Origin of the sequence: Staphylococcus sp. GDY8P196P (genome assembly GCF_017891705.1) — a bacterium.
Classification (GTDB): domain Bacteria; phylum Bacillota; class Bacilli; order Staphylococcales; family Staphylococcaceae; genus Staphylococcus; species Staphylococcus ureilyticus.
The window spans coordinates 16,929-38,861 of the sequence record NZ_JAESJS010000015.1 but is presented as its reverse complement, the minus strand read 5'-3'; the positions used below and the strand labels follow the sequence as shown (position 1 = coordinate 38,861).

Below are 21,933 nucleotides of genomic sequence, written 5' to 3'. Positions count from 1 at the left end.
TTCAGTTTTCAATGTTCATTTAAATATATATGGTGGAGACTAGCGGGATCGAACCGCTGACCTCCTGCGTGCAAAGCAGGCGCTCTCCCATCTGAGCTAAGCCCCCATATCCTTTTAATAAGAGTCGGGAAGACAGGATTCGAACCTGCGACCCCTTGGTCCCAAACCAAGTGCTCTACCAAGCTGAGCTACTTCCCGTATTCATTATAATATTCATTCTAAAAATGGTGCGCCCAATAGGAGTCGAACCTATAACCGCTTGATTCGTAGTCAAGTACTCTATCCAATTGAGCTATGGGCGCTCTATTAAAATGATGGTGCCGAGGACCGGAATCGAACCGGTACGATGATCTCTCATCGCAGGATTTTAAGTCCTGTGCGTCTGCCAGTTCCGCCACCCCGGCAAAATAATGGAGCAGAAGACGGGATTCGAACCCGCGACCCCGACCTTGGCAAGGTCGTATTCTACCGCTGAACTACTTCTGCAAAATGAAACTGGATGAGCCATAGAGGATTCGAACCTCTGACCCTCTGATTAAAAGTCAGATGCTCTACCAACTGAGCTAATGGCTCATGAAATGGTGCCGGCCAGAGGACTTGAACCCCCAACCTACTGATTACAAGTCAGTTGCTCTACCAGTTGAGCTAGGCCGGCTATTCATTTTTTAAATGGTGGAGGATGACGGGTTCGAACCGCCGACCCCCTGCTTGTAAGGCAGATGCTCTCCCAGCTGAGCTAATCCTCCACATGATTATTATAAAGCCTGGCAACGTCCTACTCTTGCTGAACGTAAGTCCGACTACCATCGGCGCTAAGGAGCTTAACTTCTGTGTTCGGCATGGGAACAGGTGTGACCTCCTTGCTATAGCCACCAGACAAAATAACTTACTCAATGTATGATACATTGTTTGTTATTCAATTACAATAGTTAATTTTACACTATCTTAAAGAATTTCACAAGTTCTTTACTTAGTATTTAATATGTAAATGCTCGTTTTCGACGACTTTTATATAATACTATGTTTTTTTGCTGAAGTCAATAGTTTTCGTAACTTTTATTTAAACATAAATTTATTTCGTATGTATTTGCGTTTACTTAACTCGACTTGAATTATCTTACCATAAGAAATCGAGGTTTACCATACCTTTTTTAGTATATTTTTATATTTAAATAGCATAAATATGCATAATTGTATCTTATTACTTTTATTATTTTCTATTTTAATTCTAAGCCTTTTGTATTTCCTTGTTTCTTGCATAGTTTATATTTGTAAATAAAAAGGATTAAACTTCCCAGCTTTTATTTGTAAGCCACAATATTTAATCCTTTATTATTAAGTTGAGCTATATTACTTTTGTCTCATATATGGGAAAAGTAATACGTCTCTAATTGAAGCTGAATCAGTAAGTAGCATGACAAGTCTATCAATACCTATACCTAGACCACCTGTTGGAGGCATACCATATTCTAATGCTTCAATGAAATCTTCATCCATTTCATGGGCTTCGTCATTGCCTTGCTCTTTTTCAACTAATTGTGCTTCAAATCTTTCTCTTTGATCTATCGGATCATTTAATTCTGTAAATGCATTACCATGTTCTCTGCCTACAATAAATAATTCAAAACGATCCGTAAATCTAGGGTCTTCTGGATTTTTCTTTGCTAATGGTGATATTTCAATTGGGTGTCCATATACAAAAGTAGGTTGTATTAATGTTTCTTCAACTTTTTGTTCAAAGAATTCGTTTAAAATATGACCGTATTTCATATTTTCAGTAATTTCAACACCATGCGCTTTAGCCAGTGTTTTTGCCTCTTCATCATTTTGAACATTAAAGAAATCAACGCCTGTAGCTTCTTTGACAGCATCTGCCATATGAACTCGTTTCCAGTTTGATTCTAAGTCAATAACTTCTTCACCATAATTAATTTTTGCAGTACCAAGTACTTTATTAGATATATGTCTAATCATATCTTCTGTTAAGTCCATAATATCGTGATAGTTTGCATATGCTTCGTAGAGTTCGATCATTGTGAACTCTGGATTATGACGTGTAGATACGCCTTCGTTTCTAAACACGCGACCAATTTCATATACTTTTTCTAAGCCACCAACAATTAATCGTTTCAAGTGTAATTCTATTGCTATTCTCATATATAATGTAGCATCCAAAGCATTGTGATGTGTTACAAACGGTCTCGCTGCAGCTCCACCAGCAATTTGGTGCATCATTGGAGTTTCTACTTCTAAGAATCCTTGATTGTTTAAGTAATTACGCATTTCTTGTAAGATTTTACTTCTATTAATAAAAGTTTGCGTACTATCTTGGTTTGTTATTAAATCTAAATAACGTTGACGATAGCGTTGTTCAATATCTTGTAAACCATGAAATTTATCTGGTAATGGTCGTAATGCTTTTGTTAGGAGCGTGAATGATTTTGCTTTGACCGACAATTCACCTGTGTTTGTTTTAAACATAACGCCTTCAATACCTACGATATCTCCTAGGTCTGCTGATTTCCATAGTTCAAATTGTTCTTCTCCAACTTGGTCTTTTCTCACATAAATTTGAATTTGGCCTGATAAATCTTGTACGTGTGCAAAACCTGCTTTACCTTTACCACGTTTCGTCATTAGACGTCCTGCAATGCTAACATGACTTTCTTCTTCTTTTTCTTGTAATTCTTCTTTGGAGAATTGATCCCAATCATCATGCAATGGTGTAGCCATTGAAGTTCGTACAAATTTTCCGCCGAATGGATCGATACCTAAATCGTATAGTTCTTGCATTTTTTGACGACGCACTTGCATTTGGTCGTTCATTTCTTCTGACATAACTTTCTCTCCTTTATACTTCTTATCCAATTTTAATTTTAGCATTAACCTTTTTGTTAGAATTCGAGGAATATCTATCATTGATGATTACCGTATTTTGATTTGTTCCAATCATTTCTAACTTTACCATGACCACCCCATCTTTTAAATACAAAGATGGTATTTGCTTATGTGCTTAGTACCAATTTTTCAACTTTTAATTTTACTAGAGGTCATGAATGTAATAAAGTAATTTAAACTTTAAAATGTTATATCAGTATTATTAATCAATTGTAGATAAAATAATGCTATTGTATTCCCTTTGACATCTACTTAAATATTTTATTAGAGTTAACGATAATACGAAAGGTATTGTTACTCATTTATTATTTGGTAAGTTACTATCCTGTCAATATGATTGAAGAAACAACATGAATTTTACAGTTTTTATATAATAAAACTGAAAGTATACGCATTCAAGTATAGCGCTTTGCTATTCCGCTTCATCATGAAATTTACACACATTTGTTTCCTTACCCCTTATATTGTTTCACTGAATTATCTAACATTACTAAATCTCTAATTTTTTTATTTGTATGAGGTTCAGTAAAATCTGGTGCAATATCATTTAATGGTATGAGCACAAAAGAACGCTCTAACATACGTGGATGCGGTATGATCAAATCATCTTCATCTATGATTTGTTCCTCAAATAATAAAATATCAACATCTAATGTTCTAGGCCCCCAGCTTATATCTCTCACTCTATGCAACTGTTGTTCTGTTCCTAAACATGCCTTTAATAAATCATGAGGTGTCAGTGATGTTTCTATTTCAATACATTGATTTAAAAATTGCGGTTGCTCAACATATCCAACAGGTTCAGTTTCATAAATTGGTGATGTTTGTGTTACATTGATACCTTCTGTTTCATTTAAAATACGAATTGATTGATCGAGCTGTGCTTTTCTATCTCCAACGTTACTTCCCAAACCTAAGTACGCATATGACATTATAAATTCTCCCTCACTATTTCTACACCTACACCTTCATAATGACCTGGTATAGGGGGATTTTCTTTAGTGATTCTAACTTGCGTTTCCATTACACGATTATAGTGTGAATTTATACGTTTTGCAATACGTTCAGCTAGATGCTCTAATAAATTCACTGGTTCACTTTCCATGATTGATTTCACATCTGCATAAACTTCACCATAGTGAACTGTATCAGTTACTTGATCTGTTTCACCTGCAAGGCTTAAATCGACTTTCATAGTCAAATCAACGATGAATATTTGACCAATTTCATTTTCGGCTGGTAATGCACCGTGATAGCCATAAAACTTCATACCGTTAAGAAATATTGTGTCTTTCATCCTCATTCTCCTTTAAATAATCCATGCTTTGAGCCAAACGGACATTGAGCGCAACGTTATGAACCCTTACACCTTTAACGCCTTTCATTATACCGTATGCAGTAGTAGCTGCAGTTGCTTCATCTCTTTCAATTGCTTGCGTGTCTCGATCTATCATTTCTTTAATAAATCTTTTTCTACTTGTCGCTAGTAGCACAGGATAATCTGTAGCTACTAATTCATCCAAGCGTGCCATTACTTCTTTTTCTTCATCTCTTGTTTTTGCAAAACCAATGCCAGGATCTATCCAAACTTTTTCTTGTGGGATACCTGCCATTTCTGCTTTATTAGCTTGTTTCAATAAATGCACAAGCATTTCATCCACAACAGGCATTGATCTATGACCATCACCATTGTGCATCAATATAATCTCACCTTCATATTTAGATACAACGTCAAAGATTTTTTCATCATATAATCCAGCCCACTGATCATTAATCATTGTAGCGCCTAATTTCATTGCTGCTTCTGCTACTTCACTTCTATATGTATCAATAGACAATTGAACATCTAATTGGCTAAGTGCTTTTACAACAGGGACCACGCGCTGTAATTCTTCAGTAACACTTATTTCCTCATAACCAGCAGGACGTGTTGATATACCACCTACGTCAATCATATCTACACCCTCTTCAATCATTTCTTGCGCTCTTTTGACAGCCTTTTCTACTGAATTATATTTACCGCCATCAGAAAATGAATCAGGTGTTACGTTTAATATGCCCATAATTTTTGTATGTGCCATCGTTACTTTCTTCCTTTCACTATGAAATGACTCATCGTTAGCTTAGTAATCACTATTCTATAATAACGCTAATTTATAAATTTTTCAGTAACCAACGTTCATATCGTCGGAAAATGTAAACTCGTTTATTTCACCCATTTCCACATTTTGTAATTAATAGCTGGTATTCAGACATTTTAATCATTTCGTATTGTACTTTTTCAATTGCTTTAGTTGTCTTTAAAAACTCTACAAACAAAGCATTCACAGAAGTCATAAAAAAATGTCGACAAAGTCAGAAACCTTGTCGACATTTGAAACTGATCACTTACACATAATCGGTTTTATAAATATATTTTTAATCTTCAAATGAATATAGAGGTGTTGAAAGGTAACGTTCACCATTACTTGGTAATACAGTAACTACTTTTTTACCTTTACCTAAAGATTTGGCTTTTTCTATAGCTGCATAAATTGCTGCACCTGAAGAAATCCCACCTAATATACCTTCTTCTTTAGCAACCTTACGAGACATATCCATCGCTGTTTCATTACCAACTTTTATAACTTCATCATAGATATTCGTATCTAAAGTATCTGGTACAAATCCTGCACCTAAACCTTGAAGTTTATGTGGTCCTGGTTCTCCACCACTTAATACTGGAGAATCTTCAGGTTCAATAGCTACAAGATTAATGTCAGGGTATTTCTCTTTCAATACTTTACCTGCACCAGTTAATGTACCACCAGTGCCAACACCAGCTAAGAATGAATCAATGGTTTTACCTTCAAATTGTTCAACGAGTTCTGGACCAGTTGTCAATTCATGCACACGTGGATTAGCCGGGTTTTCAAATTGTTGTGGTTCATAATAACCAAATTCTTCTTTTAATTCTTTGGCTTTTTTAATTGCACCTTTCATCGCTTCTGATCCTGGTGTTAAAACAACTTCTGCGCCATAAGCTTTTAATAAATTACGACGTTCTTGACTCATTGTTTCTGGCATTGTGAATACTGCTTTATAACCTTTCGCAGCACATACAAAAGCTAAACCAATACCTGTATTACCACTCGTAGGTTCTACAATTGTATCTCCTGGTTTGATTTTTCCTTCTTTCTCTGCCGCTTCAATCATTGCTAACGCGATACGGTCTTTAACAGAACCACCTGGATTTTGATATTCTAATTTCACATAAACATCTGCAGCATTTTCATCCACCACATTGTTCAACTTAACTACTGGCGTATTGCCAATCACTTCAACGACATTATTTACTGGTTTGTTTGTCATAAGTATTGCTCCTTTTCATTAAAAAGTTTAAAACCTACTTTTTCTATCGGATATACTTTATATTTTATCAGATTTTGATTTGAATACAACTAAGAAGATTAAAAATTACAATATTTTTATACTTTATAGTGACTTAAACTTCATTTTAAAGGATTTTTTACATCTTTTCTAATAATTCCTGTAATTCATTTTCTGTATATTGATATTTATTTCTACAGAAGTGGCATTCTGCTTCTGCACCATGATCTTCACTAATCATACTTTCGATTTCAGCTTGGCCTAGTCCTTTAATTGCATTTAAAAACTTTTCGTGACCGCAATTACATTCAAAACTTGCAGGCATTTCTTCTAAAATTTGAACTTCATCTTCACCAAGTATTTCATATAATATTTCTTCTGGAGTTAAACCTTGATCAATTAATTTCGAAACGGGTGTCATGTTGTTGATTGCTGTTTCTAATTTATTGATTGTTTTTTCTTCTGCACCTGGCATCACTTGTATGATAAAACCACCTGCAGCTTTTATAGAGTTATCAGGATTCACTAGTACGCCTAACCCTACAGATGAGGGTACTTGTTCACTTTTTGCAAAGTAGTAAGTAAAATCATCGCCTAATTCACCAGAGACTAGTTCACTTGAACCAGAGAAATAATCTTTCATTCCAACGTCTTTTACTACAGTTAATGCACCATTTGTTCCAACAGCTCTACTAACATCTAATTTTCCTACGTTATTTAGAGGGAAGTGCGTTTGTGGATGCGTCACGTATCCTCTGACATGACCGCTGGCATCTGCATCAGCTATAATTTTTCCGATTGGCCCTTGTCCATCAACTGTAACTGTCAGTTTTTGATCGCCTTTTAACATTGCACCCATCATCAACGTTGCAGTCATTGTTCTGCCAAGTGCTGCGGATGCTGTCGGCCAAGTATAATGTCTTGTTTGTGCTTCTTGAACACTTTCTGTAGTTAATGCACTATATGCTCTTATCTGTCCTTCATAAGCCAATGCTTTAACAATGTAATCATTTGTCATTTCTTTAATTTCTCCTTTTATTCATTGTAAGTGTTTAAATTGTTTTCTAACTTCTATATAGAATTTTATAATACTTTTTATCAATGCAATTTATTGTACGTGTTCAATCAAAAAATTGCTACATATCTGTTTGTGATTTTATTGATTGATGAATAATAAAAAAGCTTCTTTCCACATCAATATGATAGCAGAAAGAAGCTTTTTGTTCAGTTATTAATTTCTATTGCTTGGATCATTAGGATCACTTGGGTTGCTAGGTTTATCGATATTTGGTGCTTGTTCATGACCTGTCTCTTCTGAGTCGTCATTGCCATGTTCACTTTCTTTGCTTTCTTTATCCATATCTTTTTCCTCTTGTTGGTCTTCTTCTTGTTGTTTTTTACCAACTTCTAGTTGTTCTTTTCGTACATCTTCATATGATTTACCATATTTACCTTCTTTAAATTCACTTTCTTGATCACTTACAACTTCTGCTGCATCGTAATCAACTTCTGGCAATACGCCATCATAGAATAATGAACGAATTTGTTCAGCAACTAATGTCTCTTCTTTTAATAAAGATTCAGCAATTAAAAGTAATTGTGATTTATGTTCTAAAAGAATGTCTTTACAACGTTCGTATTGTTCTTTAATAATACGTTGAACTTCTTTATCAATTTCATACGCAATTTGACCAGAATATTCTGGTTCGCCTTGCATGTCTTTACCTAAGAATACTTGTCCATTGCTGCTACTTGAGAATTGAACAGTACCAAGTTTCTTACTCATACCATATTCAGTAACCATTTGACGTGCGATTTGTGTTGCACGTTCAAAGTCATTTGAAGCACCTGTTGATACTTCGTTGAAATTAATATCTTCAGAAACTCGACCACCTAACAAGCCACAGATCTTATCAAGTAATTCTGGTTCAGTCATTAAGAAGCGATCTTGTTTTGGTAACATCATTGCATAACCACCGGCTTGACCACGTGGTACGATAGTAACCTTATGGACAACCTCTGCTTCATCAAGCACCATACCAATAATAGTATGACCGGCTTCATGGTGTGCAACAATATTACGTTCTTTTTCAGAAATGACACGTGATTTTTTAGCAGGACCAGCAATCACACGGTCAGTCGCTTCTTCAATATCACGCATATCTATTTTCTTCTTGCCTTCACGTACTGCAACTAATGATGCTTCGTTCAGCAAGTTTTCTAAATCTGCACCAGAGAAACCAGGTGTTCTTTGAGAAACTGCTTTTAAGTCTACTGTTTCATCAAGTGGTTTATTTCGAGCATGAACGTGCAGAATTGCTTCACGTCCTTTTACATCTGGACGTCCAACTTGAATTTGTCTATCAAAACGACCAGGACGTAATAATGCTGGGTCTAAAATATCAGGACGGTTTGTAGCAGCAATCATAATGATACCTTCGTTTTCACCGAAACCATCCATTTCAACTAGTAATTGGTTTAGCGTTTGTTCACGTTCATCGTGACCGCCACCAACACCTGCACCACGTTGACGACCAACTGCATCGATTTCGTCAATAAAGATAATACAAGGTGCATTTTTCTTAGCATTTTCAAATAAGTCACGTACACGGCTTGCACCGACACCTACAAACATCTCAACGAAGTCTGAACCACTGATTGAGAAGAATGGTGTACCAGCTTCACCAGCTACTGCACGAGCTAATAACGTTTTACCTGTACCTGGAGGTCCTACAAGTAAAACACCTTTAGGTATTCTAGAACCCATTTGCTTAAATTGTTTATTATCTTTTAAGAAGTCAACAATTTCTATTAATTCTTGTTTTTCTTCATCTGCGCCAGCTACGTCTGAGAAGCGTACACGTTTTTTCTGACTGTCGTACATTTTCGCTTTGGATTTACCAAAGTTCATCATACGACCGCCGCCACCGCCGCCTCCTTGTGCTTGACTAAGGAAGAAAATAAATAATAAGGCTATGATTAAAACTGGTATTAACGTCGTTAAAATACTTACAAATACGCTTTGCTTTTCTTCTTCTTTAACTGTAAATTTCAATCCATCTTGACTTTGTGCTTTATCTGTTATTTTTTCAAGCTCTTTATCATTATTATATAAAATAGTTGAAGAATAATCTTCATCTTTTTTAGTTTTACCGCTTACCATATATACATTTTGTTCTGGTTGAATTTCTAAGGATTTTAATTCACCTTTATCTAATTGCTTAACAAATTGGTTATATGTAAGCTGTTTTGGCATATTTCCGTTACCATTTAGCCACGAAAACAAGCCAAATATAATAACGCCAATGATTGCGATAACTAGCACGTTACGAAAGGCTTTCTGCATGCGTCGTTTCCTCCTACTTCAATAATAAAACTAACAAAAATTGTAACACAATACACAAGTTTTGGGCTAGTAATTCTACTTTTGTATGTACGTTACAGTTCTTGTTGTTTTTATACTTTTATATTTTTGATATACAAACATTTTACATATACTTTATGATTAATCCCTTAAATGATTTACGTATATGTTCGCGTATTTTATCAATATATTATGTATATCGACTCATTTAATATGATTACGTTTTACAGTATATAACAATATTTCATACGATTAAATTGTACTGCTTACTTTGAATAAATTTCTGGTTTAAGCGTTCCAATATATGGTAAATTTCTATAATTTTCAGCATAATCTAATCCGTAGCCAACTACAAATTCATCTGGAATTTTTTTACCTACATATTTTGCTTCGATATCTGCTTTACGGCGATTCGGTTTGTCTAACAATGTCACAATTTCTAGTGAATTGACTTTTCTTGATTCCAATAATTCAGTTATTGATTTTAATGTTGTCCCAGTTTCTAAAATATCTTCAATAATCAAGATGTCTTTCCCTTCTATTGAAGCGCTTAAATCTTTAAGTATTTGCACTTCTCCTGTTGATTCAGTACCGCCATGATAACTAGAAACATCCATGAAATCGATAGCTAAATGCGTTCCAATATGTTTAATAAGGTCTGTCATAAACATTACTGAACCTTTCAAAATACCTATACAAACAAGTGGTTTACCGGCATATGCTTCAGTAATCTTTGCACCCAAGTCTTTACAAATTTGTTCTATTTCTTCTTCATCTATTAATATTTCCTTTAAATCATCTCGCATAATTTCATTCCTCTCCCGTATTTCGTATGAAAATAGTATCTTTATATTCATTATTTAAATATAACGTACCTACAGCAATAATTGCTTCATCTGCATTAACTAAAATTGGTAATTGGTTACGTTCAGTTTGTATCACTTTATGATCAATCAGTAATCGACTTACTTTTTTGTGTCCTTTTATCCCATTTAGTTTGAATTTATCACCATTATTTCTAGTTCTAATAACTAACGGATAACCATCTTCCGGAAAATCATCTGTTATACTAATACTATAATGACCATAATGATATAAACCTGGCTGCAAAATTTTAGTTGGCATAAGAAATTTATCATAATTTGCCATTATTATAAATTTATCATAAGCGATATAAATATTCCATTTATCCGTTGTATATATTGTGCATTGAGTAACTTTGCTTTCGAGTTGCTGAAACCAAGATTCATACATTTTTTCAGTCATTGGTGCTGTTATCTGTAATTTTGAAAATATTTTATCTAATATTATGATTTTAATATTATGGTTCAAATTTGAAAATGCAACCCTTGGAATGACTATTTCATCTTTATCAGCATTTTCGTGAACATGCGTTTCTATAAAATGTAACGCATGGTCATGTAATTCTTGCAGTTGTATATCATGCCAATCTTTCAATTTTAGTAGCTGTTTTGTCGATAAATGTCGGTTGTCGTCAATAGCAGGTAAAATACGATTACGAATATCGTTTCTAACATAAAGATTTTCAGCATTGGTCTCGTCTTCATAATAAGGTACTTCATAACTTTGCTGATAGTTTCGAATGTCTGCTTTTGTTGTTTCTAACAATGGTTTACACAACATATAGGCACTTCGTGAAGTCAGATATGACATACCTAAACTACTTCGAGTTGAACGACCAGTCATCAATCGATAAAAGATAGTTTCAATTTGATCGTCTTGATGGTGAGCGGTTAATAAAACGTCTGCATCCAACTCCACCATCATAGTATCAAACCACTGATATCGTTCATTTCTCGCAATATTTTCAATGCTATTCCCCTGTTCAATAACTTCTGATAAATCTAAATGATGCACGAACAACGGAATCTGATAAAACTCACAATATTTTCTTATAAATGTTTCTTCTTCTTGTGCAATATCACGAATATTATGATTCACATGTAAGCAAGTTAATTTTCTATACGATTGGGATAATGGATGAATTAAGTTGTGTAATAATACCATGCTATCAATCCCGGTTGAAACGGCTAACACAATGTGTTGTTCTTTATTCCAACCATCAGCATTAACTTCTATCATAGCTTACCTCCTATGTCACAATACGAAATTTTTTTACATGCACCTTGTAATGTCTGTGAACAACAAAAAATAGACTGTTTCCTTAAGTAAGAAAACAGTCATTTATTGTCAAAGTCACACGTCGTTAAAATGATATTAAATGTTGTATTTGAGCAATTAATTTAAGTTCTCTTGGGAACAGTCTTATTTTATATATTTTAGCGTCTAGCGCCTTTTCCACCACGTCTAGATTCCGTTTGACGCTTAATAGAAGTCAATTTATCTTCACTATCTTTTAAGAAGTTTGTTAATTTCTTTTCAAAGTCCTCACCTTTAGGTTGAGTTTGTTTATGATTTGGTTTGTTTTGAGGTCTACGTGGACGATCTTTTGCTTTTTTGATTGACAAACTAATTTTTCCATCATCAGCAATTGATAGTACTTTAACTTCAACTTCATCACCAACAGATAAGTGATCTTCTACGTTTTCAACGTAGTTATCTGCAACTTCACTTATGTGAACTAAGCCACTCTTTCCTTCTGGAAGTTCGACGAAAGCGCCAAACTTTTTGATTCCAGTGACTTTACCTTTAAGCTTGTTTCCTACTTCGATTGACATATTATAAATAAATCCTCCCGATTCGTTTCGATTTTAACCCTATTATATGCCTGTTTGCATAAATTAACAATGGTATAATGATGCAAAAAATTAAATTCACTTATTTATCATCATTTTGCGCCTTAGATTTGGTGTCAGATTTATTTTCTCCGGGCAATTTGAAAATAACTTCCCCATCATTACTTAGATAGTAATCATCACGTGCAACTTTTTCAATATAATCTTTATCATTTAGATTATTTAATTGTTCTTTTAGTGCTAATTCTTCATCTTGTTGCTTTTGATACTTTTGTTCTTTTTGTTGGCGCTCGACTGCATCGTCATTGTTACTTTGTTTTTGAGTGACAAGCATGATGGATAAAATGATAATAATCAGTAGTAAAAGACCACCGAATAAAGTGATACGTTTACGAACAACACGCTTCCTCATTTGTTTGTGTTGCTTTTTTTTGTTTTCTGCTGAAGTATACGTATTGCCTATATTTTCAACTTTTTTATTCATTTGCTTGTCACCTCCCGTTCCTATATTTCACTTACTTTTTCTTCTTTAATGAGTTCATACATGCCCTTTGCATTTTCTTTTGTTGCATGTTCACTCAATCCCGTAACTTTGATTGTTACAACTTTTTGACCAAATCGGATAACAAGCTCATCCGATTCTTTTACATCGGTACCTGCTTTAGCAACTACACCGTTTACAGTAATACGTCCTTGATCACTGATCTCTTTAGCTAAAGTGCGACGTTTTACTAATCTTGACACTTTGAGATATTTGTCTAATCTCATCATTATTTTCCTCCTTGCTCTAAAATTCGTTTTAAAGCATTTTCATCTAACGACTTATTTTTTGTTTTATCATACAATGCTAAGAAGTGGTCTGCAAATACTTTCTCAAATTTCACTCGCTGTTCTTTACCTTCTTTAGACTTAGCATCGGACCAAATATTTTTCAAATCTTCTTCAGTTTCTGCTTTTGTGTCACCAAAAACATGTGGATGTCTGCGTATCATTTTTTCTGAAAGGCTTTGTATCACTTCATTTATATCCATGTAACCTTCTTTTTTGCCAATACTTGCGTGTAATAATACTTGTAACAGGATGTCTCCTAGTTCTTCTATCATATGCCAATCGTCTTCGTTATCTATAGCTTCAAACAATTCGAATGTCTCTTCCAGTAAATAGCGTTTTAACGTATGATGTGTTTGAACCTTATCCCATGGGCAACCTTTTTCATCGTCTACAAGATGATTTATGATACCAACTGCATAGTCAAAATCACCAAAGTATGCTTCTTCGGTTTCCACTTTTGGAATAAATACACTTGTTATATTGTTAAAAACATCATCGTAATGATCTATTTCATATAACGGTGTTTTGATTACATTGGCGTGATTATTGCTCGCACCATCTACGATATAAACAAGTTGGTCATCACTATAGCGTTCCATCAATGTCACTTTTAAATCACCTGCGACCATTGCACTATAGACTTGTGTGATAAGTGTGTGCGTACGCATATTCAACTTTTCTTTTTGAAGATCTGTTGCATCTAACATCGTAAAACCATCATTAGGGTCAACTTTTACCGCTTCAAAAATATCGTCTATAAAGCTCTTGCCGCCCAATATTTCAATTTCAATATCAGAATGTTGTTGAGCATACTGCTCTAAATACACAGTTGTCGTTTCAGCTACACGTGGATGCCCTGGTACAGTATATACAATATCATTGTCTCTTGCAGCATCAATCAACTTTGTCACAATAGCTTCATATACATTTTGAAAAGCGTCATGGCGTTTATATTCTTGATCAAAACTTTCCATGTCGATACCTTCCGAAGTTAAATCTTGGATAACTGGATGGTCAAAGGTACGTGTGTAAACGAGTGTTTGTTTTTTTAAAAATTTATAAATTCCTAAGGGTAAATCTTCTATACCATAATTCCCTAATCCAACAATTGTTATTTTATTTGTCATTAATGTTTCCCTCTTTTCATATGGAATAGTTTATCTCCAAAAGGCAGGTGTTTAAGTTCTCTAAAACTTAATAAATGCATGCGTACGATAGAAAAAATCACTACAATAACGCCGATAGTTGCTGCTACAGCTAATTCGACTAAGCCTTGCATTCTACCTTCTCCCGGAATAAGAAACATAACTATTTGTACTGTAATTGATAACAGCATCATTGTAATTACTAACTTAACAATGAACTTTTTCATTGTTTGAAAATGATACAGCTTTAAGACTTGATACTGTAAAATCCACACAAAGATGAACAGTGAAATCACAGTACTTACACTGGCACCGAAAATTGAAAATTGCGGTATTAAAACCATATTCAATATCGCTTTGACCACTACCCCAATACCAAATGCACACAAAATAATTTTAACGTGATTTTTCACTTGTAATAAGGCGATATCCATCATTATAAGAGAAACGCATATGACGGTAAGCATATAAACGGATAACGTACCGTTCAAACTATCGTTTTTAAAGAATACGCTATTCATTACAGGTAGCAAATTGATTAAACCTATTGCTGCTGCAACACTAAATAAAACTGTAATCTTTATAGATGCGTTAGCATAACGATTTACCAGTATATGTTGTTTTGTTTTTAATGCATCTGTTAGTAATGGGATAAGTACAAAACAGAACGTTGTCGTTACAATTAATCCCATCTGTATAAAAGACGCACCTCGATCATAAATACCTTTAAAAATAGTTGCTTCGTCAAAATCTAAACCAGTCATTTGAAGCGCATGTATTACTGTAAAGCTATCCACGACTTGCCATACAATAACAATTAATTGGCTTACCGCGAACACAACGATACCTAACGTTAACTTTTTCCAAGCCACTTCCACATTGGCATGTGCTTTAGATAACTTAAAAGGTTTCCGCTGCATCAGAAACAAACTAGATGCGAAAAAGCCAATACCTGAACCAACAATCGCCAATGTACCTGCACGGTATATACTCCATGATTGACTCGTAAACATCACAATAGCAATCATAATAATGGCGACACGAATAAATTGTTCTATAACCTGGGAAATAGCGGGTATATTCATCTCATGATGCGCTTGATAATAGCCCCTATAAACACCAAGTATGCCAACAAATAAAAAGCTAACACTTGCCGCCCTTAACATAGGTGCTAAATTGACATCTCCCATAAGAAAGGCAACCCAGTGTGCACACATAAATAAAAGTAAGAAAAAGATAACACCAACAAATTGTAACCTTAATAACACGCGCGTATATTGACTGGGGTGCCCGTTTGCGTTGAAAGTTTGAGTGACCGCACTAGGAATAGCATTCATCGATAAAATAACGCCTAAAGCTACTATGGGGTACACTTGTTGATAGGCATATAATCCGCCATCGCCCAGTAAATTTTGATAGGGGACACGGTATAATGCACTGAGTATTTTAACGATAATAAGCGCTATTGTTAGTACAACAACACCATTAAAAACACTTTTCGTATCAGATTTAACGTTCATCTGGTATAACCATACTTTCCTCTAAACATTTCACTAAGAATTTCAAACTGTCCAACCATACTTTATCTTTATTTAGCGTCACTTTCATTTTACCTTCTTGAACACCAACTTTCATTGCGCGTCCAAGTGGTTGTGTTTGTTTAAAGAGTGCTTCGCCATTGATGTCAGTAGTACCTTTTTCGGATAAATAAACCTCTATTTTTTTACCTATATCTTTAATAAGTGTTACACCTGCATTCAATGCATGCACTTTAATTTCCATCATTTCAAGCAATCTTTCAACCTCAACAGGATAGTCATTAAAACGGTCAATGAGTTCATCTTTAACATCCATCAATTGTGATTCCGTCTCAATTTTACGTAATTTTTTATAAATTTCTATCTTAGCCTGTTCATTTGGAATATATTCAGCTGGTAAATAAGCATCAATATTTAGTTCAATTTCAACTTCAGGTGCGTCATGCTGTTCTTCTTTAATGCCTCGTTTTTCATTTACCGCTTCTTCTAACATTTGTGAGTATAAATCGAAACCTACAGAATCAATAAATCCATGTTGCTGTTTGCCTAAAAGGTTACCTGCACCTCGAATATTTAAATCTCGCATTGCAATCTTAAATCCAGAACCTAATTCAGTAAATTCTTTAATTGCTTGCAATCTTTCTTCTGCAGTCTCTGATAATACTTTGTTAGATGGATGTAAGAAATAAGCATAACCTATACGACTTGAACGTCCCACGCGCCCTCGTAATTGATATAATTGACTCAGTCCAAACTTATCAGCATCTTCGATAATTAAAGTATTGGCATTGGGAACGTCTACGCCAGTTTCAATAATCGTAGTCGTTACAAGAATATCAAATTCATGATTGATAAAGCTTAACATCGTTTCTTCCAAATCACGTTCATTCATTTGACCGTGGGCCACACCTATATTCGCTTCCGGCATTAACATTTGTAGCTGTTCTCTTTTTTCATAAATCGATTGCACTTTATTGTACAAGTAGAAAACTTGGCCCTCACGTGATAATTCTCTTTCTAACGCTTCTTTAATAAAATTCATATTTTGCTCTAATACATAGGTTTGCACAGGAAAACGATTTTCTGGTGGTGTTTCTATGACAGATAAATCACGCACGCCTAACATACTCATATGTAGCGTTCTCGGAATAGGTGTTGCAGTTAATGTTAACACATCAACATTTGTCTTAAGTGATTTAATCTTTTCTTTGTGTCTTACACCAAAACGTTGTTCCTCATCTACAATGAGTAGGCCCAAATCTTTATAATGAATATCCTTGCCTAATAATTTATGTGTACCCACAACGATATCAACATAGCCTGATTTTAGTCCTTCTTTCACTTCTTTCACTTCTTTAGTCGTTCTAAACCGACTAATAAGTTGAATTTCTATTGGAAAATCTTGCATACGTTCAATCAAAGTTTCATAGTGTTGTTGCGCTAAGATTGTGGTAGGCACGAGAAAAGCTACCTGCTTACCTTCCATTACAGCTTTAAATGCCGCTCGTACCGCTACTTCTGTTTTTCCGTAACCTACATCACCACATAATAACCTGTCCATTGGACGTTCTACTTCCATATCTTGTTTAATCTCTTCAATGGATTTGCCTTGGTCTGGCGTTAACTCATAAGGGAAATCAATTTCAAAATCATTTTGTTGTGGGGTGTCTGGACCATATTTATAACCAACTGACATTTCTCTTTCTTTATATAATTCTATTAATTCATCGGCCATATCTTCAACATTTTGTTGAACTTTGGCTTTCGTTTTCTTCCATTCTGTGCCACCAAGTTTATTTAATCTAGGTGATTTATCTTCGGAAGCAACATACTTTTGTACTTGATCCATTTGATCTACGGGTACAAATAATTGATCAGTACCTTTGTATTGTAATTTTATATAATCTTTGTGTACGCCTCCAACTTCAAGCGTTTCGACACCTAAATATTTCCCTACACCATGGTGAACATGAACAACAAAATCTCCAACTTTCAAATCTTGATAGGATTTGATTTTTTCTGCATTTGTTAATTTCTTATGTTGCTTTACCTTTTTCTTTTGTTTAGATTTAAACAGTTCACGTTCTGTTACAACAACAAGATGCATATATGGCAATTCAAAACCTTCTGACAAACTGCCTTCAGTGATAATCGCACTACCACCATCGCTTTGTGTGCTTGGTGTATCTATAAATGTTGGTATATGCATTTCATTTAACATTGATTGAATACGCTCTTTTTTCGCTTCAGTTTCTGCTAATACGACAATCGTATAGTCATTTTGAATAAATCGTTGAAATTCAGAACGCATGATATCATATTGTCCATAAAATTGTTGTACCGGCTTACATGAAAATTTAATGATTTCATTGAGTTCTACCGGCATCGTTGCCGTAAATAAAGTAAAATACGTAACTGGATATCGATTTAATAGTGACTCAAATCCGTCATATTGTAAGAAATTCTGTCCGATAAATCCTTTACCGCTTTCAATTAAACTTTGCATAAATTCTTCAGCTTCAGAAATCAGTGTTGTTTCAGTTTCTTTAATTCTATTATATTCATCCACTGCTACAATCGCATCAGACTTGAAGTAATCAATAATGGTTGCAGGTGCTTCATACATAAAAGCAGCGAGTCTGCGTAATACTTGATGATCAAATAAAGAAGATTCAAAAAGTTGAAAACTTTCATATGTTTCTTTCAAGTCATTACGTACAGATTTATCTATTTTGGGACGTGTATACTCATATGCTTCTTTTAATTTTAATTTAGTATGCTTCAATACATCATCTGTAATAATATAATCACTAGCCGTCGTAATATCTACTTGGTCTAAATTTTCTTCTGAACGTTGGGTTTCAACATCAAAGTTTCGGATTGAATCTACTTCTGTATCAAATAGTTCAATTCTTACAGGCATACCTATTAAAGGATATATGTCAATAATCCCACCACGCAATGAGAATTCACCAATATGCGATACTACACTCTCTCTACGATATCCCATGTTTACAAGTTTGTTTAAAAATTCATCAATATCAATGTCGTCACCAATGGTAAGTGTGAGTTGATGCTCCTTCCACATTTCAACGGGTGTTAACCATTTTTTAAAACCATTTAACGGTACGATAAATAACCCTCTCTTTTCTTGAGCAAGTGCCGTCAAAGTACGTACACGTTCACTCATGAATTGGGGGCTTTGTGTGGAAAATTCTTCTGTCATAATATCTTGCATTGGATACTTGTATATATCGTCAGTATCAACATATTGTTGTAAGTCGCTCTCTAGTTTGTCAGCTTGATACAAGTTGTTCGTTACTACAAGGAGTTGCTTTGAACTATGAATAAATTTTTCAGCTATAATTGTTGCCTTTGCCGAACTAGATAACCCAGTAACCAATACGTTGGCTTCACCAAATACTTCATTCAACTCTTGATAGCGTTTATCTTCTTTAATGTATTCTGTAATTATTGATTTCACTTGACCTCACCATTAAACTCATTCATCACACGGTCAAAACGAGAACTTTCAATATAAGCTTCTACTGCACGTGCTGAATGTTCTATTACGTTATTCATTGTTTCCATTTCTTGTTTTGAAAATTTTTGCAATACATAATCAACAATCGACATGCCGTTGGACGGACGATCAACACCAATACGAATACGTTTAAATTCGTCTGTACCTAAGGCTTGAATAATCGATTTCATACCATTATGACCGCCGGCACTGCCTTTTTGTCGTAATCGAATTTCCCCTTGAGGTAAATCCAAATCATCATATAGTACAAGTAAATCGTCTACATCAATATTATAATACTTCATCAGTGGACCTACAGCATCCCCAGACAAGTTCATCATCGTCATTGGTTCTATAAACATCACTTTCTCACCAGCCAAATGTTCGATTGTATAGGCACCTTTATACTTTTGTTTATCTAATTTAAATTGATTCTGTTCTAACATATAGTCAATCACTTCAAAACCAATATTATGTTTTGTCAGCTCAAAGCGTTTGCCGATATTGCCTAAACCTACAATACATTTCATTATGTTACCTCCAATTGTTGTATTCACTCAGAAACATTTATTATTTCGCAACACTCTATAGTTTCTTTTTATATTTTCATATCATTCACTATATTAACATAAAAAAACACCAGCTTAACGAATTAAGCATGGTGCTTTTTAAAATCATTTTTCTTATTGAAATCGCGTGTTTGAAAAAGGAATCGAAGAAATTACTCTTCTTCTTTTTCTTCTTCGTCGTCTTCTTTATCTTCACCAACAACTTCAGGCTCTTCAGTTTCTGATTCGCCTTCCATAGCTTCGATTTCTTCTTCAGTAGGTTCTTCAGTTGGAGGAACTACTGTTACTACAGACTCTTCAGGGTCATTTTCAATTGTGAAATCACCTGAAACTTTAATGTCTGCCACTGAATAGCTATCGTTAACATCTAATTCGCTGATGTCAATTTCGATAGATTCAGGGATATTATCCGGTGTTGCAGTTACTTCAAGGTCGAATAATGGTTGTTCAACAACGCCACCTTCTTTAGCTCCTACTGCTTCACCAGTAAGTTGAACTGGTACTTCAACTGTACGTTCTTCACTCATATTGATCGCTAAGAAGTCAATGTGAGTAATTTGGTTTTTAAGTGGATCGAATTGATAGTCTGAAACCATTACTTTAATTGTTTTAGAACCTACGCCTAATTCGATAACACCGTTACGTCCAACTTCACGAATCACTTTGATAAATTCTACTTCATCAACTTTTACTGAAGTATTTTTTGTACCATAACCATAGACGATTGCAGGTACTTTACCAATTTTTCTTAGTGTTTTAAGGTCTGAACGTGTTTGTTTACCTTGACGAATAATTGACTTTAATGAAGCCATATTATTTCCACCTTTCATTTTTTGTTCTTATTATCATAATAAGAACCCCTCACTTGCCCATCAACATAATGTTGCTTGCAAGTGTTTATTTAATCGTGAATTGAAATCACGAACGGAATAATTATACAACTATTGCATTAATTAGTCAAATAGTACACTAACAGATTCTCTTTCATATACGCGCACAATAGCTTGTGCTAATAAACCTGCAACTGACAGTTCTTTAGTATTGGCTGGTTTACGATTTTCATCTAATTGAATTGAATTTGTAACGACTAGCTCTTTAATCGCTGAATTTTCAATACGTTCTTTAGCTGGGCCTGATAAGACAGGGTGTGTACAACATGCATAAACATCTTTTGCTCCTTTATCTTTGAGCGCTTGAGCTGCTAATGTAATCGTACCGGCTGTATCGATGATATCGTCGATAATTATCGCTGTGCGACCTTCAATTTCACCAACAATATTCATTACTTCAGCCACATTAGGTTTAGGACGTCGTTTATCTATGATTGCAATTGGTGTTTTAAGAATATCTGCAAGTTTGCGTGCTCTCGTTACACCACCGTGGTCTGGAGAAACTACAACACATTCCTCTGGGTCAATGTCTGTATCATTTTGGAAGTATTCTGCTAAAATCGGAACACCCATCAAGTGATCTATTGGCATATTGAAGAACCCTTGGATTTGTGGTGCATGCAAATCTAAGGCAATCATGCGATCTGCGCCAGCAGTTTCGATTAAGTTTGCAACTAATTTTGCTGTGATTGGTTCACGGCTGCGCGCTTTTCTATCTTGACGTGCGTACCCATAGTATGGCACTACGATATTAATATTGGCTGCTGAAGCACGTTTGCAAGCATCAATCATAATTAATAATTCCATTAAATGTAAGTTTACTGGATTAGAAGTAGGTTGAATAATAAATACGTCACAACCACGAATACTTTCTTCAATATTAATTTGAATTTCTCCATCGCTAAAACGTTTTACAGAACATTTTCCTAGCTCGATTCCAACATTATCTGCTACTTCTTGGGCTAAGGGCTCATTACCTTTTAAAGAGAATATTTTCAAAGCAGAATTCTTATACTCATTGTTTAACATTTATAGTCCTCCAATTAATTCATTCAATTAGTTTCGTTCATAGACAAAGTTATATTTATT

At 34.6% G+C, this 21,933-nt stretch carries 18 protein-coding genes, 8 tRNA genes and 1 rRNA gene; all 27 read right to left on the bottom strand.

The features are described from left to right. Nucleotides 1-30: 30 nt before the first annotated feature. Nucleotides 31-106, bottom strand: a tRNA-Ala gene (locus KA814_RS09220). Nucleotides 107-124: 18 nt separating this feature from the next. Next, nucleotides 125-198, bottom strand: a tRNA-Pro gene (locus KA814_RS09215). 27 nt (nucleotides 199-225) lie between these two features. After that, nucleotides 226-302: transfer RNA gene (locus tag KA814_RS09210), tRNA-Arg, on the bottom strand. Nucleotides 303-315: 13 nt separating this feature from the next. Then, nucleotides 316-404: transfer RNA gene (locus tag KA814_RS09205), tRNA-Leu, on the bottom strand. Between the two features lie 7 nt (nucleotides 405-411). Then, nucleotides 412-486 (bottom strand) — tRNA-Gly (locus tag KA814_RS09200). Between the two features lie 14 nt (nucleotides 487-500). After that, nucleotides 501-573 (bottom strand) — tRNA-Lys (locus KA814_RS09195). A 6-nt stretch (nucleotides 574-579) separates the two neighbouring features. Next, nucleotides 580-655: transfer RNA gene (locus KA814_RS09190), tRNA-Thr, on the bottom strand. Nucleotides 656-670: 15 nt separating this feature from the next. Then, nucleotides 671-746 (bottom strand) — tRNA-Val (locus KA814_RS09185). Nucleotides 747-762: 16 nt separating this feature from the next. Next, a 5S ribosomal RNA gene (gene rrf, locus KA814_RS09180) occupies nucleotides 763-877 on the bottom strand. Between the two features lie 473 nt (nucleotides 878-1,350). Continuing rightward, complete coding sequence (lysS, locus tag KA814_RS09175; RefSeq protein WP_070657450.1) at nucleotides 1,351-2,838, bottom strand: lysine--tRNA ligase; 1,488 nt, start codon at nucleotides 2,836-2,838, stop codon at nucleotides 1,351-1,353. 512 nt (nucleotides 2,839-3,350) lie between these two features. Further along, complete coding sequence (gene folK, locus KA814_RS09170; protein WP_107360202.1) at nucleotides 3,351-3,830, bottom strand: 2-amino-4-hydroxy-6-hydroxymethyldihydropteridine diphosphokinase; 480 nt, start codon at nucleotides 3,828-3,830, stop codon at nucleotides 3,351-3,353. Further along, nucleotides 3,830-4,195 (bottom strand): dihydroneopterin aldolase, encoded by a 366-nt coding sequence (gene folB, locus KA814_RS09165; protein ID WP_046206543.1) that lies wholly within the window; start codon nucleotides 4,193-4,195, stop codon nucleotides 3,830-3,832. The genes folK and folB overlap by 1 nt, the downstream gene beginning before the upstream one ends. Beyond that, entirely contained in the window at nucleotides 4,173-4,979 is an 807-nt protein-coding gene (gene folP / locus KA814_RS09160) for a dihydropteroate synthase (RefSeq protein WP_070039634.1), read from the bottom strand. Before folP ends, folB begins: the two co-directional genes overlap by 23 nt. 337 nt (nucleotides 4,980-5,316) lie before the next feature. Next, nucleotides 5,317-6,249: a cysteine synthase A gene (gene cysK / locus KA814_RS09155; RefSeq protein WP_203265311.1), complete on the bottom strand. Its 933-nt coding sequence runs from the start codon at nucleotides 6,247-6,249 to the stop codon at nucleotides 5,317-5,319. Between the two features lie 157 nt (nucleotides 6,250-6,406). Continuing rightward, entirely contained in the window at nucleotides 6,407-7,285 is an 879-nt protein-coding gene (gene hslO / locus KA814_RS09150) for an Hsp33 family molecular chaperone HslO (protein ID WP_064209954.1), read from the bottom strand. A 213-nt stretch (nucleotides 7,286-7,498) separates the two neighbouring features. After that, on the bottom strand, nucleotides 7,499-9,613 hold the full coding sequence (gene ftsH, locus KA814_RS09145; RefSeq protein ID WP_107360201.1) for an ATP-dependent zinc metalloprotease FtsH: 2,115 nt from the start codon (nucleotides 9,611-9,613) through the stop codon (nucleotides 7,499-7,501). 284 nt (nucleotides 9,614-9,897) lie between these two features. Continuing rightward, on the bottom strand, nucleotides 9,898-10,437 hold the full coding sequence (gene hpt, locus KA814_RS09140; protein WP_046206548.1) for a hypoxanthine phosphoribosyltransferase: 540 nt from the start codon (nucleotides 10,435-10,437) through the stop codon (nucleotides 9,898-9,900). 4 nt (nucleotides 10,438-10,441) lie between these two features. Next, complete coding sequence (gene tilS, locus KA814_RS09135; RefSeq protein WP_182478088.1) at nucleotides 10,442-11,734, bottom strand: tRNA lysidine(34) synthetase TilS; 1,293 nt, start codon at nucleotides 11,732-11,734, stop codon at nucleotides 10,442-10,444. A 197-nt stretch (nucleotides 11,735-11,931) separates the two neighbouring features. Further along, nucleotides 11,932-12,330 (bottom strand): S1 domain-containing RNA-binding protein, encoded by a 399-nt coding sequence (locus KA814_RS09130; protein WP_046206549.1) that lies wholly within the window; start codon nucleotides 12,328-12,330, stop codon nucleotides 11,932-11,934. A 100-nt stretch (nucleotides 12,331-12,430) separates the two neighbouring features. Beyond that, nucleotides 12,431-12,832, bottom strand: a complete 402-nt coding sequence (locus tag KA814_RS09125) for an FtsB family cell division protein (protein ID WP_046206550.1) — start codon at nucleotides 12,830-12,832, stop codon at nucleotides 12,431-12,433. A gap of 20 nt (nucleotides 12,833-12,852) precedes the next feature. After that, the gene (locus KA814_RS09120; RefSeq protein ID WP_046206575.1) at nucleotides 12,853-13,116 is read right to left on the bottom strand and encodes an RNA-binding S4 domain-containing protein; all 264 of its coding nucleotides are present in this window, start codon (nucleotides 13,114-13,116) and stop codon (nucleotides 12,853-12,855) included. Nucleotides 13,117-13,118: 2 nt separating this feature from the next. Continuing rightward, on the bottom strand, nucleotides 13,119-14,306 hold the full coding sequence (locus KA814_RS09115) for a MazG nucleotide pyrophosphohydrolase domain-containing protein (protein WP_064209952.1): 1,188 nt from the start codon (nucleotides 14,304-14,306) through the stop codon (nucleotides 13,119-13,121). After that, nucleotides 14,306-15,844, bottom strand: a complete 1,539-nt coding sequence (locus KA814_RS09110) for a polysaccharide biosynthesis protein (protein ID WP_064209951.1) — start codon at nucleotides 15,842-15,844, stop codon at nucleotides 14,306-14,308. The genes KA814_RS09115 and KA814_RS09110 overlap by 1 nt, the downstream gene beginning before the upstream one ends. Further along, nucleotides 15,834-19,346, bottom strand: coding sequence for a transcription-repair coupling factor (gene mfd, locus KA814_RS09105; protein ID WP_064209950.1), 3,513 nt, complete (start codon nucleotides 19,344-19,346; stop codon nucleotides 15,834-15,836). Before mfd ends, KA814_RS09110 begins: the two co-directional genes overlap by 11 nt. Continuing rightward, entirely contained in the window at nucleotides 19,343-19,915 is a 573-nt protein-coding gene (pth, locus tag KA814_RS09100) for an aminoacyl-tRNA hydrolase (protein WP_064209949.1), read from the bottom strand. Before pth ends, mfd begins: the two co-directional genes overlap by 4 nt. Before the next feature lie 191 nt (nucleotides 19,916-20,106). Beyond that, on the bottom strand, nucleotides 20,107-20,766 hold the full coding sequence (locus tag KA814_RS09095) for a 50S ribosomal protein L25/general stress protein Ctc (RefSeq protein ID WP_046206555.1): 660 nt from the start codon (nucleotides 20,764-20,766) through the stop codon (nucleotides 20,107-20,109). Between the two features lie 141 nt (nucleotides 20,767-20,907). Next, a complete protein-coding gene (locus tag KA814_RS09090) occupies nucleotides 20,908-21,873 on the bottom strand; it encodes a ribose-phosphate diphosphokinase (RefSeq protein ID WP_046206556.1) in 966 nt (321 codons plus the stop codon). Nucleotides 21,874-21,933: the final 60 nt, after the last annotated feature.

Excerpts from the sequence above, each read along its gene's own strand:
- lysS (WP_070657450.1), bottom strand. The coding sequence starts at position 2,838 with ATGTCAGAAGAAATGAACGACCAAATGCAAGTGCGTCGTCAAAAAATG.
- KA814_RS09110 (WP_064209951.1), bottom strand. The coding sequence starts at position 15,844 with ATGAACGTTAAATCTGATACGAAAAGTGTTTTTAATGGTGTTGTTGTA.
- pth (WP_064209949.1), bottom strand. The coding sequence starts at position 19,915 with ATGAAATGTATTGTAGGTTTAGGCAATATCGGCAAACGCTTTGAGCTG.
- KA814_RS09125 (WP_046206550.1), bottom strand. The coding sequence starts at position 12,832 with ATGAATAAAAAAGTTGAAAATATAGGCAATACGTATACTTCAGCAGAA.
- folK (WP_107360202.1), bottom strand. The coding sequence starts at position 3,830 with ATGTCATATGCGTACTTAGGTTTGGGAAGTAACGTTGGAGATAGAAAA.
- KA814_RS09115 (WP_064209952.1), bottom strand. The coding sequence starts at position 14,306 with ATGACAAATAAAATAACAATTGTTGGATTAGGGAATTATGGTATAGAA.
- KA814_RS09090 (WP_046206556.1), bottom strand. The coding sequence starts at position 21,873 with ATGTTAAACAATGAGTATAAGAATTCTGCTTTGAAAATATTCTCTTTA.
- KA814_RS09120 (WP_046206575.1), bottom strand. The coding sequence starts at position 13,116 with ATGAGATTAGACAAATATCTCAAAGTGTCAAGATTAGTAAAACGTCGC.
- ftsH (WP_107360201.1), bottom strand. The coding sequence starts at position 9,613 with ATGCAGAAAGCCTTTCGTAACGTGCTAGTTATCGCAATCATTGGCGTT.
- KA814_RS09130 (WP_046206549.1), bottom strand. The coding sequence starts at position 12,330 with ATGTCAATCGAAGTAGGAAACAAGCTTAAAGGTAAAGTCACTGGAATC.
- folP (WP_070039634.1), bottom strand. The coding sequence starts at position 4,979 with ATGGCACATACAAAAATTATGGGCATATTAAACGTAACACCTGATTCA.
- folB (WP_046206543.1), bottom strand. The coding sequence starts at position 4,195 with ATGAAAGACACAATATTTCTTAACGGTATGAAGTTTTATGGCTATCAC.
- tilS (WP_182478088.1), bottom strand. The coding sequence starts at position 11,734 with ATGATAGAAGTTAATGCTGATGGTTGGAATAAAGAACAACACATTGTG.
- hpt (WP_046206548.1), bottom strand. The coding sequence starts at position 10,437 with ATGCGAGATGATTTAAAGGAAATATTAATAGATGAAGAAGAAATAGAA.
- hslO (WP_064209954.1), bottom strand. The coding sequence starts at position 7,285 with ATGACAAATGATTACATTGTTAAAGCATTGGCTTATGAAGGACAGATA.
- KA814_RS09095 (WP_046206555.1), bottom strand. The coding sequence starts at position 20,766 with ATGGCTTCATTAAAGTCAATTATTCGTCAAGGTAAACAAACACGTTCA.
- cysK (WP_203265311.1), bottom strand. The coding sequence starts at position 6,249 with ATGACAAACAAACCAGTAAATAATGTCGTTGAAGTGATTGGCAATACG.